The sequence below is a fragment of the Limnohabitans parvus II-B4 genome (genome assembly GCF_003063455.1).
GTDB lineage: Bacteria > Pseudomonadota > Gammaproteobacteria > Burkholderiales > Burkholderiaceae_C > Limnohabitans_A > Limnohabitans_A parvus.
Map to the genome: position 1 here is coordinate 334778 of NZ_NESN01000005.1, position 13810 is coordinate 348587.

10 protein-coding genes are annotated in these 13810 nt (G+C 60.9%); 8 read left to right on the top strand and 2 right to left on the bottom strand.

What is annotated here, in order from left to right:
• Positions 1-94 precede the first annotated feature (94 nt).
• From B9Z37_RS14375 to B9Z37_RS14030, 6 genes are all read left to right on the top strand, one after another.
• Entirely contained in the window at positions 95-487 is a 393-nt protein-coding gene (locus tag B9Z37_RS14375; RefSeq protein WP_146179742.1) for a hypothetical protein, read from the top strand.
• Positions 447-3257, top strand: a complete 2811-nt coding sequence (fdhF, locus tag B9Z37_RS14010; protein ID WP_108313628.1) for a formate dehydrogenase subunit alpha — start codon at positions 447-449, stop codon at positions 3255-3257. Before B9Z37_RS14375 ends, fdhF begins: the two co-directional genes overlap by 41 nt.
• Before the next feature lie 78 nt (positions 3258-3335).
• Entirely contained in the window at positions 3336-4820 is a 1485-nt protein-coding gene (locus B9Z37_RS14015) for a sensor histidine kinase (RefSeq protein WP_108313629.1), read from the top strand.
• An 87-nt stretch (positions 4821-4907) separates the two neighbouring features.
• Positions 4908-5786 carry a formate dehydrogenase accessory sulfurtransferase FdhD gene (locus B9Z37_RS14020; RefSeq protein ID WP_108313630.1) on the top strand — a complete coding sequence of 293 codons (879 nt, stop codon included), beginning with the start codon at positions 4908-4910 and terminating at the stop codon, positions 5784-5786.
• 96 nt (positions 5787-5882) lie between these two features.
• Positions 5883-8402, top strand: coding sequence for an ABC transporter permease (locus B9Z37_RS14025; RefSeq protein WP_108313631.1), 2520 nt, complete (start codon positions 5883-5885; stop codon positions 8400-8402).
• Positions 8403-8856: 454 nt separating this feature from the next.
• The gene (locus B9Z37_RS14030; RefSeq protein ID WP_108313632.1) at positions 8857-9261 is read left to right on the top strand and encodes a group II truncated hemoglobin; all 405 of its coding nucleotides are present in this window, start codon (positions 8857-8859) and stop codon (positions 9259-9261) included.
• Between the two features lie 296 nt (positions 9262-9557).
• Here B9Z37_RS14030 and B9Z37_RS14035 read toward each other — a convergent pair whose 3' ends face one another.
• The gene (locus tag B9Z37_RS14035) at positions 9558-10196 is read right to left on the bottom strand and encodes a Smr/MutS family protein (protein WP_108313633.1); all 639 of its coding nucleotides are present in this window, start codon (positions 10194-10196) and stop codon (positions 9558-9560) included.
• Positions 10197-10296: 100 nt separating this feature from the next.
• Positions 10297-11124: a symmetrical bis(5'-nucleosyl)-tetraphosphatase gene (locus B9Z37_RS14040; protein WP_108313664.1), complete on the bottom strand. Its 828-nt coding sequence runs from the start codon at positions 11122-11124 to the stop codon at positions 10297-10299.
• Positions 11125-11422: 298 nt separating this feature from the next.
• On the opposite strand from B9Z37_RS14040, the gene B9Z37_RS14045 reads away from it, so the two are divergent.
• Positions 11423-12727: a hemolysin family protein gene (locus B9Z37_RS14045; RefSeq protein WP_108313634.1), complete on the top strand. Its 1305-nt coding sequence runs from the start codon at positions 11423-11425 to the stop codon at positions 12725-12727.
• 449 nt (positions 12728-13176) lie between these two features.
• Positions 13177-13461, top strand: a complete 285-nt coding sequence (locus B9Z37_RS14050; protein ID WP_108313635.1) for a GIY-YIG nuclease family protein — start codon at positions 13177-13179, stop codon at positions 13459-13461.
• Positions 13462-13810 lie beyond the last annotated feature (349 nt).

Genomic DNA, 13810 nt, shown 5'->3' on the forward strand with positions numbered 1-13810 from the left:
AACCTTGGTGTGTTGTGGGAGCGAGCCCCTGCTCGCGAATGTCAGCCCGAGCTACAGCGCACGGCAACACCATGGATGCCCGATCAAGTCGGGCATGACCGTCGTTTTGTCATGCCCGCGCATGCGGGTAACCAAGCCCGCAAACCATGGATGCCCGATCAAGTCGGGCATGACAGCCTTTGTGTCATTGCCCATCAAGTCGGGCATGACAGCCTTTGTGTCATTACCCATCAAGTCGGGCATGACAGCCTTTGTGTCATTACCCATCAAGTCGGGCATGACAGCCTTTGTGTCATTACCCATCAAGTCGGGCATGACAGCCTTTGTGTCATTACCCATCAAGTCGGGCATGACCGTCGTTTTGTCATACCCGCGTACGCGGGTATCCATGCATTCAAAACCGGGATGCCCGATCAAGTCGGGCGTGACAACCAGGGATGTGGTGCATGAAAACTGTTCAATTCACCCTCAATGGTCAAGCGGTTGAAGCGCCCGCTGGCAAAAGCATCTTCAACATCGCCAAAGACCTTGGCATCGCCATCCCGCACCTGTGCCACAAGGAAGGCCTCGCGCCCGACGGCAACTGCCGCGCATGTGTGGTTGAAATCCATGGCGAGCGCACGCTGGCCCCCAGCTGCTGCCGCAGCGCCACGCCCGGCATGCAGGTGCGCACCGACAGCGAACGTGCTGTCAAAAGCCAAAAGATGGTGCTGGAGATGCTGCTGGCTGACTTGCCCGAGCAGGGTCACAAATGGCTCGATGACCGCGCCGAAGCTCCACACGGCGAGCTGAGCCAGTGGGCTGAGCACCATGGCGTGCAGGTGCGCCCGCAACTGGCCGCGCTCAAGCGTGATGCCGTGCCCGCCGACCTGTCGCACCCGGCCATGGCCGTGAATCTGGACGCCTGTATCCAGTGCAACCGCTGCGAACGGGCCTGCCGAGATCTGCAGGTCAACGACGTGATTGGCCTGGCCTTTCGTGGTGCACACACGCAGGTGGTGTTTGATTTGGCCGATCCGATGGGCGGCAGCTCGTGTGTGGGTTGCGGCGAATGTGTGCAGGCCTGCCCCACGGGCGCGCTCATGCCCAAGAGCCACATGGGCCCGCAAAAAGTGGACCGCGAAGTCGATTCGGTGTGCCCGTTTTGCGGCGTGGGGTGCCTGGTCACCTACCAGGTGCGCGACCCGGACCCGACTGGGGCCGTTCCAGCCCGAATCATCAGCGTCAAAGGCCGCGAAGGCCCGGCCAACGAAGGCCGACTGTGCGTCAAGGGCCGCTTCGGCATGGACTACATCCACAGCCCGGACCGCATCACCAAGCCGCTGATCCGCAAGCCGGGCGTGGCCAAAGACTTGAGCCTGATCGACGGCCACACCGATTGGCGCGAGGTGTTCCGAGAAGCCACTTGGGAAGAGGCTTTGACGCTGGCCACCCAGCCGCTCAACACGCTGCGCCAACAACACGGCCCCAAATCGCTCGCTGGTTTTGGCTCAGCCAAGGGCAGCAACGAAGAGGCTTACCTTTTCCAAAAGCTGGTGCGCACCGGCTTTGGCAGCAACAACGTGGACCATTGCACCCGCCTGTGCCACGCGTCCAGCGTCGCGGCGCTTTTGGAGGGTGTGGGCTCGGGCGCAGTGAGCAACCCGGTGCGCGATGTCGAGCACTCAGACCTCATCATCGTGATCGGCTCCAACCCCACGGCCAACCACCCGGTGGCCGCCAGCTGGATGAAGAACGCGGCCCAGCGCGGCACGCGCATTGTGCTGGCCGACCCGCGAATCACCGACATCGGTCGCCACACCTGGCGCAACCTGCAGTTCAAGGCCGACACCGATGTGGCGCTGCTCAATGCGATGCTGCACGTCATCGTCACCGAGAACCTGTGTGATGAAAAGTTCCTGAGGGAACGCGCCGACAACGTGGTCGAACTCAAGGCCCATGTGCGGGACTACACGCCCGAGGTCATGAGCGCCGTTTGCGGCATCCCGGCCGACACCATCCGCGAAGTGGCGCGGGCCTATGCCAGCGCCAAAGCCGCCATGATTTTGTGGGGAATGGGCGTGAGCCAGCATGTGCACGGCACCGACAACGTGCGCTGCCTGATCGCGCTGGCCAGCATCACCGGTCAGATCGGCCGCCCCGGCACCGGCCTGCACCCGCTGCGCGGCCAAAACAACGTGCAAGGCGCGAGCGACGCGGGTCTGATTCCGATGATGTACCCCAACTACCAGCGGGTGACAGACCAGTCGGCACACGACTGGTTCGAAAAATTCTGGGACACGAAGCTGGACGACCAGCCCGGCTACACCGTGGTCGAGATCATGCACAAGGCGCTTGCGCCAGAGAGCGACCCGCACAAGGTGCGCGGCATGTACATCATGGGCGAGAACCCGGCCATGAGCGACCCCGACCTGAACCATGCCCGCCACGCCCTGGCCAGCCTGCAGCATCTGGTGGTGCAAGACATCTTCTTGACCGAAACAGCTTGGTTGGCCGATGTGGTGCTGCCCGCCAGCGCCTGGCCCGAGAAAACAGGCACCGTCAGCAACACCGACCGCACGGTCCAAATGGGCCGCCAAGCTGTGCAGCCGCCGGGTGATGCCAAGCCTGATTTGTGGATCGTCCAGCAGATCGCGCAGCGCATGGGCCTCGATTGGCCGTATGCTGGCGAGCACGATGGCGTGGCCGCGGTGTACGAAGAAATGCGCCAGGCCATGGCCTCGGCCATTGGCGGTATCGACTGGGCGCGGCTGAACGCAGGCTCAGTCACTTACCCTTGCGTGAGCGCCGACGATCCGGGCCAGCCCATCGTCTTTCATGACCACTTTCCGACCAAAGACGGCCGTGTTTGGCTGGTGCCTGCGGGCTTGATTCCGGCCGCCGAACAGACCGATGCCGAGTACCCGATGGTGCTGATCACCGGGCGGCAGTTGGAGCACTGGCACACCGGCAGCATGACGCGCCGCGCCACCGTGCTTGATGCGCTGGAGCCAGCGGCCACCGCCTCGATGTGCAGCGCCGATCTGGTGCGGCTGGGCTTGCAGGCCGGGCAGCAGGTTCGCATTGCATCGCGCCGGGGCGAAGTGCAGTTGCAAGTGCGTTGCGACGATGGCACGCCCCAAGGCGCTGTGTTCATGCCGTTTGCTTATGTCGAGGCGGCTGCCAATGAACTGACCAACGCCGCGCTCGATCCGTTCGGCAAGATCCCGGAGTTCAAATACTGCGCGGTTCGGGTCTCGGCCCTGCAGCCCTCATAATCCGGCGCTGTCCACCTCTTGTGCTGCACACCTTGCTGCACAGGGGATTCATACAGACCACTGACGGGGGAATTTCGCTTGAATATCGACGTGCAAACCATCTTCTGGATGGACGCCTTTCTTTACCTGATGCTGCATGCGGCCATCTGGTACGGCATGGCGCGCTACCGCAGTGGTCTGGTCGCGTTGTGGAGTGTCTCGGGCCTTTTCAGCGCGCTGGGGGTTTGGGTCTTGGGTTGCCGGGGCATCTTTCCCACCGATGCGGTGGTCTTCTGGGGTGTCTTGTTCATGGCACTGGGCAATTTGGGGCGTCAGGCAGCGCTGCGTTCTTTGGATGGACCTGCCGACCGCCATTGGTTGTGGGGCATGGGCCTGTTCAATGGGGTGTACCTGCTGGCCACCTACGGCTTTTATTTTTCGGGCGGTACCGAGGACGGTGTGATCCTGCTTTTTTACGGGTTTTACACCCTCAATTGCTTGGAATACGTGGTGTCAGGTCGGCGCATTGCCGCCACGCACGATCCTTTTGGCTCACGGGCTGTGCAGTCAGCAGGGTGGTTGTTGGTGGGCAGTCTGGGCGTCAAGACCGCAACTTTGCTGGGCGGCTGGGGTGCGGTGGATTTGTATGAAATGTCCTGGGACCAAGCGGTGGTGTTTGGGGGGCAGTTTGTGGCCATCACCATGCTCAGTGTGGGCTTCATGCAGATTTTTGTGGACCAAATGCACAAAGCCCAAATTCAGGCAGAGCAGGGCCTGGCGCGAGAACAAGAACGCTCGGCCTTGTTGCAGCAACACTCGGAAGATTTGTCGGTGTTGCTCAGTGAACGCGAAGAAATCATCCGCCAGCTGACGTTGTCCAACAAAAGCGCGGGCATGGGGGCGTTGGTGGCCAGCATTGCCCATGAGCTCAATCAGCCACTGACCACCATCGTGCTCAAGACCGAGTTGATCGAGGCCCACCTGAGAAAGAAGGGCGACCCTGCAGTGGCCGAGGCCGAAGCCAACAAATTGGCCGCCCTGATCCGTGACGACACCCGCCATGCGGCGGCCATCATCCGTACTTTGCGCAGCATGTTTGCCACAGGCAAGGGCGAGTTCGAACGCATGGATTTGGCGGCTTTGGTGCAGGATGTGATCGACATCGTGCGCGCCCGTGCAGAGCGTTGCGAGATTGAACTGGATGTCGATTTGAAAACCCCCTTGCCCTTGACGGGTGACGTGACCCAGCTCCAGCAGGTGGTGCTCAATTTGTTGAACAACGCGATCGACGCCTTGGTTGAAAAGCCTGGTCAGCCTTCGCGCATTGGGGTCACGGGTGTGCTTCGTCCCGGCTTTGTGGATTTGAAAATTTCCGACAACGGTTGCGGCATCGACCCTTCGCAACAAGCCGATGTGTTTGCCTTGTTCAAGACCTCCAAGTCACAAGGCATGGGTGTGGGTCTGTGGCTCAGTCAGTCCATCGTGGCGTCTCATCGTGGGCTTTTGGACTTTGAGAGCGAGGCCGGAAAAGGTACGGTATTCTTGCTCAGCCTGCCATCACACGAGTATGTTTTGGTCTCTTGATGTTCCATTTCCCCAGGGGTTTGGCTGTCCATGTCTACACGTCCGCAAATTGATGTGGCTGTCCTGATGCGTCGTTAGGCTCACGCCATGTCTGTCGTACTGAATGCACCCACCGCCGCGCAGGTCATGCCCAAACCCCGCATCACCCATGCACGCGCGCCACTCACCCGCTCGGTGTTGGTGTGCAATGAATTCGGTGAAAAATCCGAAACCCAAATTCCTGCAGAGCGCGCACTGACGCTCTACCTCGACAAAAAAGAGCTGGTGACCCTGATGACATTGGGTGGCCAGGCGGAATTGCTGGTCCTGGGCTTCCTGCGCAACCAGCGTCTGATCGACTCGGTCGATCAAATCGAATCCATCACCGTGGACTGGAGTGTGGGCGAGGGTGAAATGGGTGAGCCAGGTGTGGCTGCCATCAAAACCCGCACGGAAGCGCAAGTCGTCATCGAGCGCAGCGCCGACCGCGTGGTCACCACCGGCTGCGGACAAGGCAGTGTGTTTGGCGACTTGATGGCCCATATCGACGAGATCGAACTGCCTTCGGCCCACATCACCCAAAGCCAGCTGTACGGCTTGGTCAACGCCATTCGTTTGCAAGAAACCACCTACAAATCCTCGGGCTCCGTGCATGGCTGTGCGCTGTTCCAAGGCGATCAAATGCTCATGTTCGTCGAAGACGTCGGCCGCCACAACGCCGTCGACACCATTGCCGGCTGGATGTGGATGAACGACATCGATGGGCAAGACAAAGTTTTCTACACCACCGGCCGATTGACCAGTGAAATGGTCATCAAATCCGCCCAAATGGGCATTCCCGTGGTCGTCTCCCGCAGCGGCATCACCCAAATGGGCCTGGACATTGCCAACCACCTGGGCCTGTGTGCCATCGGTCGCGCCACCAACAAACGCTTTTTGTGCTTCAGCGGTGCAGAGCGTTTCATTTGGCAACCCGAACTCGCCTGACGCCCATCAAACGGCAGGGGCCTGCGCCGCAGGCTGAATCCAACGCCAAAATGCCTTGCGCCGCGCCGTGAATGCGTTGTGCGGTAAGGTGGCGATATGAACCAACAAGGATGGATGCACGGCCTGCGACTCGGTGGGCGCAATTTGTGGCGAGACCTGCGCGCGGGCGAGCTGCGCTTGCTCATGATTTCGGTCAGTTTGGCCGTGGCGGCGCTCACGGCGGTGGGCTTTTTGGCTGACCGCATGCAAACGGGCTTGTGGCGCGATGCGCGGCAACTGCTGGGCGGTGACGCGGTGGTGGTCAGTGACCAAAACACCCCGCCCAACTTTGTGCAGCAAGCCCGACAAATGGGTTTGCAAACCAACACCAACATCACCTTTCCCACCATGGCCCGTGCCATGTCCGAGCAAGGCGGGGCCAGTCGCTTGGTCGCACTCAAAGCGGTGGAGCCCGGCTATCCCTTGCGTGGCCAATTGCAGGTCTCGCCCCAACCCGCCGCCGCGTCCATCCCCCCGTCGGGGCAGGTGTGGGTCGACCCGGCCTTGTTAGACAACCTCAAGCTGCAAGCCGGGCAAATGTTGGGTTTGGGGGACCGCAGTTTCCGCATCACAGCCACCATCGAACGCGAGCCCGACCGGGGCGCTGGCTTCATGACCTTTGCCCCTCGCGTCATGATCAATGCAGCCGATCTGCCATCGACAGGGCTGGTGCAGCCGGCCAGCCGCGTCACTTGGCGCATGGCCGTGGCTGGCGACACCGCAGCTGCCGAGCGCTTTGTGCAATGGGCCAAGCCCGAGGTCGAGCAATCGCATGTGCGTGGCGTGCAGATTGAATCACTCGACAGCGGCCGCCCCGAAATGCGCCAGACACTGGACCGAGCGGCCCAGTTCTTGAATCTGGTGGCCCTGCTGGCGGCCTTGTTGTGCGCCGTGGCCGTGGCCTTGGCGGCCCGCAGTTTCGCCGAGCGTCAACTCGATGCCTGTGCCTTGTTGCGAGTTCTCGGTCAAAGCCAGCGCACACTCACTTTGAGTTATGGCCTGGAGTTTTTGGGTGCGGGTCTGCTGGCCAGCGCCGTGGGCGTCGCGGTGGGCTACGGGGTCCATCTGGGCTTTGTCTTGCTGCTGGCCGGTTTGATCGATGCACAGCTGCCCCCCGCCACCTTGCAACCGGCCCTGATGGGCTTGGGCATGGGCCTCACGCTGCTGGTGGCCTTTGGCTTGCCGCCCGTGCTGCAGTTGGCCAAAGTGCCCCCCTTGCGCGTCATCCGGCGCGACCTGGGCGGCCTGCAAGTGCGCTCGGGTTTGGTGCTGGCCATGGGTTTGGTGGGTTTTGCCCTGACGCTGCTCATGGTCAGCCGCAACCTGACTTTGGGCTTGATCACCGTGGGCGGTTTTGCAGTCGCCTTGCTGGTGTTTGCCGGCCTGGCTGCCGCCGCTCTGTGGCTGCTGCGGCGCACCGTGCCGGGCGAGCAAGCGCCGGGCTGGCTCCGGTTGGCCACGCGCCAAGTGGCGGCGCGCCCCGTGTTTGCGGTGGTGCAAGTGAGTGCTTTGTCGGTGGGCTTGTTGGCTTTGGCCTTGCTTGTGTTGCTGCGCACCGACTTGATCGCCAGCTGGCGACAGGCCACGCCCGCCAATGCACCCGACCGGTTCGTCATCAACGTGCAGCCCGAGCAAGCCACCGACTTTTTGGCCAGCTTGAACAAAGCCGGGGTGCAATCGCCCGACTGGTTCCCCATGATCCGGGGCCGATTGGTCGCCATCAACGGCCGCGAGGTTGGCCCCACCGACTTCGAAGCCGACCGCGCCAAACGCCTCATCGACCGCGAGATCAACCTCTCGCACTCGGCCACCTTGCCCGCCCACAACCCCTTGACCGCGGGCCGTTGGGTGCCCGAAGAAGCCGATGGCGTGAGTGTGGAACAAGGCATTGCCGACACCCTGGGCCTGAAGCTGGGCGACCAACTGCGTTTCGACATCGCAGGCCAGCCCCGCGAAGCCCGCATCACCAGCTTGCGCAAAGTGGACTGGACCTCCATGCGTGCCAACTTCTTCATGATGTTCCCGGTCTCGCAAATGCCCGACCTGCCCATGACTTACATGGCCGCCTTTCGCTCGCCGCAAAGCGCAGCAGGTTTTGACAACGCGCTGGTCAACCAATTTCCCAACATCACCAGCGTCGACATGCGCAGCACCTTGGCCCAGGTGCAGCGCGTCATGGACCAGGTGATCCGTGCGGTCGAATATTTGTTCGCCTTCACGCTGGCCGCGGGCCTCATGGTGCTCCTGGCCGCCGTGGGTGCCAGCCGCCAAGCGCGTGAGCGCGAATACGCCATCATGCGAGCGCTCGGGGCAGGGCGCGCCTTGCTGGCCCAGGTGCAACGCACCGAACTGCTGGGCTTGGGCTGGCTAGCGGGCTTCATGGCCAGCAGCATGGCCTTGGCTGTAGGCTGGGCATTGGCCCGCTATGCATTCGAGTTTGCGTGGCAACCCCCGCTGTGGGCACCTCTGGCTGGCGGCGCTTTGGGGGCCTTGCTGGCCTGGGCGGCAGGCAGCCTCAGCTTGTCCGGCGTGCTGCGCCAACCCGTCATGCAAACTTTGCGACAAGCGGCAGAGTGAGACATGGATACCCGCGTGCGCGGGTATGACAAGAAAGAATGGCTACCCGCGTGCACGGGTATGACAAGAAAGAATGGCTACCCGCGTGCACGGGTATGACAAGAAAGAATGGCTACGCGCGTGCACGGGTATGACATTTACTGCCATCCCGATTCCCGTTCTTGTCACCCCCGACCTGATCGGGGGGCCATGCCTTCTGACTTTGTCACCCCCGACCTGATCGGGGGCCATGCCTTCTGACTTTGTCACCCCCGACTTGATCGGGGGTCCATGCCTTTTGACTTTGTCACCCCCGACTTGATCGGGGGTCCATGCCTTCGTCCACCATGGCTACCCGCGTGCGCGGGTATGACAAGAAAGAACGGATACCCGCATGCGCGGGCATGACAAATTCGCGAGCAGGGGCTCGCTCCCACACCAAACCGCAGTAACCGCTTCCTGCAAAATACAAACCATGCAAATTGAAGACAAACCCCCGTTTGACACCCCGTTCGAGTGGATCGGTGGCGAGCCCCCGGTTCGGGCCTTGGTCGACCGTTTTTACGACCTGATGGACCTCGAACCCGGCTACAAAGAACTGCGTGCCGCCCACGGCAACACCTTGCAAGACGCACGCGACAAATTGTTTTGGTTCTTGTGCGGCTGGCTCGGCGGGCCGGAGCATTACACCGAGCGCTTTGGCCACCCGCGCCTGCGCATGCGCCACATGCCGTTTTCCATTGGCGTGCTCGAACGTGACCAATGGCTCGCCTGCATGGACCAAGCCATGCAGGAAACCTGGGTCGACCCCGTGCTGCGCGAACGCCTGAATGCCAGCTTCTTCAAAACCGCCGATTGGATGCGCAACCGCGGCGCTTGATCATGTCCCCGCTGCTTGTGTCGTTACCTGTCATTCCCATCTCGCATTCCCGCGCATCTTTCTGTCATTCCCGCGCATCTTTCCGTCATTCCCGCGCATGCGGGAATCCATGGTGTTCATGGCATAGATTCCCGCCTTCGCGGGAATGACAACAGGGGAGTCGCGGTGCAACTGGCTCAACAAAAATCCTATGGATTCCCGCATGCGCGGGAATGACAAGACGGAATGACGAGACGGAATGACAAGACGGAATGACGAGATCGTATGACAACGGAGAATGAGAAGACGGAATCAGCTCAACCGGCTGGTTTGAGCAACACCAGCAGAGCCCCGGCGCCGCCTTCTGCGGGCTTGGCCTGGACGAAGGCCATGACCTGGTTTTTTTGGATCAACCAGCTGTGGACCTTGGGTTTGAGCACCGATGTTTTGCCCGGTGAACCCAGCCCTTTGCCGTGCACCACGCGCAAACAGCGCAAGCCTTGGCGATGGGCGATGCGGATGAATTCGGCCAGTGCCACGCGGGCTTCGTCGCTGCGCAGGCCGTGCAGATCGATCTCTCGCTGAATGGACCAGCCGCCTTTGCGCAGCTTTTGGGTCACGTCGATGCCGATGCCAGGACGCCGAAAACTCAGGGCGTCATCGGTGTCGAGCAAGGTGCTCACATCAAAACCATCGCTCAAGGCGTCGCGCAAAACCGCTTCTTCGTCTTTTTGGCGCTGCACGGCCACGGGCGCTGGCGCGGGTGGGCTGATGCTGGCTTGGTCGTGTAAGGGCAGCCGCTGCACAACGCCAACCGCACGCACAAACAAATTGGCTTCGGCTTCCCGTTGGCGTGCAGCGGCAAGGCGAGCGGCCTCTTCGGCCTTGGCTTTTTCATGGGCCTCGGCGAGTTGTTTCTGGACCTTCTTGAGGTCTTGCAGGGCATTGATTTTCACCCACTGATCGTGCCACAAAACTGCCTGGACTGGCGTGCGGTGAGCCACTTCACACCTTCGGCCGCAGGGGCAGCCTTCCACACAGAAAGGGTCTGTGCATTCACCCCGGTTTCTGCGCCTGCTCGCACTTCACCTGAATCAGCTCAGTCTGCCCATCGGCACCCAGCCGCATCGCGCTCAGGCAGCCGCCCCACACGCAACCCGTGTCCAGTGCCCACACATCGCCGCGCTGCAGTTGCCCCAAGGTCGACCAATGCCCAAATGCCACCGTCACATCGGCTGTTCGTCTGCCCGGCACATCAAACCAAGGCATGAAGCCCGCAGGCGCCGCATCGGCGCCTTCTTTGGCTGCAAACTCCATCACGCCTTCGGTCGAGCAAAAACGCAGCCGTGTCAGCGCATTCACCACCACGCGCAGACGGTCCACACCCGCCAAATCATCGCGCCAAGACGCGGGCTCATTGCCATACATCTGGTGCAAAAAATCGCTCAGATCCGGCCCGCGCAAGACCGACTCCACCTCGCCCGCCAAAGCCAATGTTTGCGCAACAGTCCACGACGGCAACACCCCTGCATGCACCATCAACACACCGTGGTCCCACATGGCCATGCGCTGGTGGCGCAGCCAGTCCAGCAGGGCAGGGCGGTCTGACGCGTGCAAGATGCCATCCAGCGTGTCCATCGGCTTGAGCCGCCCAGCCCCGGCGGCCACGGCCAGCAAATGCAAGTCGTGATTGCCCAGCACACACTGCACCGCGCTGCCCATCGCCATCAAGCGCCGCAACACCTGTGCCGATGCAGGCCCCCGGTTCACCAAGTCACCCAAAACATACAACGCGTCCCGGCTTGGAGAGAAATCAATCTCGTCCAGCAATCGCCCCAAAGGCGCATCGCAACCCTGAACATCACCCACCCAATAAACGGACATAAGCACCTCTTGGGTGGCATTGTCCCAAATCATTCGCCATGCGGGCAAAAGTCATGGACCCCCGATCAGGTCGGGGGTGACAAGATGTTTGTCATGCCCATCACCATTTGTCATACCCGCGCACGCGGGTATCCACAACAGCCGAAGGCATGGACCCCCGATCAAGTCGGGTGTGACGAAGACAGGTGTCATGGACCCCCGATCAAGTCGGGGGTGACTAGATATTTCAAGTCGGGGGGTGACAAGATGTTTGTCATACCCGCGCACGCGGGTATCCATGCTTGGCACAATGGCGGTTATGGATTTTTTATTGATTGCTTTCCTCACCCTCCTCAACGGGGTGTTCGCCATGTCAGAGCTGGCGCTGGCCTCCAGCCGCAAGGCCCGTCTGGCGGCCATGGAAGAGGCGGGCGACAAAGGTGCACACGCTGCCCTCAAACTGCTCGAAGAACCCACCCAGTTCTTGTCCACCGTGCAAGTGGGCATCACCTCCATCGGGGTGCTCAACGGCATCGTGGGTGAGGCCGCTTTCAGCGCCGATCTGGCCCTTCAACTGGTGCAATTGGGCCTGACAGAACCCGTCGCTGCCATCACGGCCACCGCCATTGTGGTCACCATCATCACCTTCACCACCATCATCTTTGGGGAACTGGTGCCCAAACGCATCGGCCAGCTCTACCCCGAAGCCGTGGCCCGCCTGGTCGCGCGTCCCATGGCGTGGTTGGCCAAAGCTGCTGGGCCCTTTGTCAAACTGCTTTCGCTGTCCACGCAAGGCATGCTCAAACTCATGCGCATCGACAGCAAAGGCAGCCGTGCCGTGACCGAAGAAGAAATCACGGCCAGCCTGGTCGAAGGTGTGGATGCCGGACTGATCGAAGAGCACGAACACCAAATGGTGCGCAACGTGTTCCACCTCGACGACCGAGCGCTCACCTCCATGATGACGCCCCGCAGCGACATCCAGTGGCTCGAAGCCCACCTCACGCCCCAGCAAGCCATGGACCGCATCAACCAAATGCGTGGCGACGGCAACCACTCCTGGTACCCCGTGTGCCGCGACGGCTTGGGCCACATCATCGGCGTCATCAGCCTCTCGCACCTGCTGGCGCTGCCGCACGGCGACAACAGCCCGCTCGAAAACCACGCCCAAACTGCCCACTTTGTGCCTGAAACCCTGACCGGCATGGAGCTGCTCGAACAAATGCGCGACCAGTCCAGCCGCATGCTCTTTGTGGTCGACGAATACGGCGAAGTGCAAGGCCTGCTTACCCCCCTGGACCTGCTCGAAGCCATCACCGGAGAGCTCAAGCCCGACACCCAAACCGACGCCTGGGCCACCCAAAACGAAGACGGCAGCTGGCTGCTCGACGGCATCATGCCCGTCAACGAACTCAAAGCGCGCCTGGACATCAAAGAGCTGCCCGCCGAAGACAAAAATCGCTACAACACCCTGGCGGGCCTGCTCATGTACGCCCTAGGCCAAATGCCCACCCCGGGGCAGGTCGTTGAACTGGCCGACTGGCGTTTCGAAATCGTCACATTGGATGGCCGCCGAATAGACAAAGTCGCCGCCATGCAGCAAGTGGCTACGCCTACTCCGTAACTCTCATACCCGCGCGCACCTCTGTCTTACCCGCGCGCACCTTTGTCATACCCGCGCGCATCTTTGTCATACCCGCGCATGCGGGTATCCACCTCAGCCGAAGCCACAGACCCCCGATCAAGTCGGGGGTGACGAATACAGAAGCCACAGACCCCCGATCAAGTCGGGGGTGACGAATACAGAAGCCACAGACCCTCGATCAAGTCGGGGGTGACGAAGTAGGTCTGTCATGCCCACGACCACTTGTCATGCCCGCGCATGCGGGTATCCACCTCAGCCGAAGCCACAGACCCCCGATCAAATCGGGGGTGACGAATACAGAAGCCATGGACCCCCGATCAACTCGGGGGTGACGAAGTAGGTCTGTCATGCCCACGACCACTTGTCATGCCCGCGCATGCGGGTATCCATCCCCTTGTCAATCTCCAAAGCCTGCCATACGCTCACTTATGGCTTACTTTGTCTATATCCTCGCCAATCAAAAAAACGGCACTTTGTATGTTGGCGTCACCAACCATTTGATTCGCCGCGTCCATGAACACAAGCAGCATGCGGTCGATGGATTCACCGCCCGCTATAACGTCACCCAATTGGTCTGGTTTGATCAAACTGAAAGCATTCAAGAGGCCATCGCTTACGAAAAACGTTTGAAACACTGGAAGCGTGAGTGGAAAATTGCCTTGATTGAAAAAGAAAATCCGGATTGGTTTGATTTGTATGAATCTATTTTGTGATTTTCAAGTCATTTAAATACCTGGACCCCCGATCGAGTCGGGGGTGACAAGGCATAGGAAATAGACCCCCGATCGAGTCGGGGGTGACAATTCAGGGGGAATGGCCCCCCGATCGAGTCGGGGGTGACGAAAGAAAGTTGTCATACCCGCGAATGCGGGTATCCATCGCCGCCGAAGCCACAGACCCCCGATCGAGTCGGGGGTGACAAGGCATAGGAAATAGACCCTCTATCGAGTCGGGGGTGACAAGGCATAGGAAATAGACCCCCGATCAGAGTCGGGGGTGACAAGGCATAGGAAATAGACCCCCGATCGAGTCGGGGGTGACAAGGCATAGGGAATAGACCCA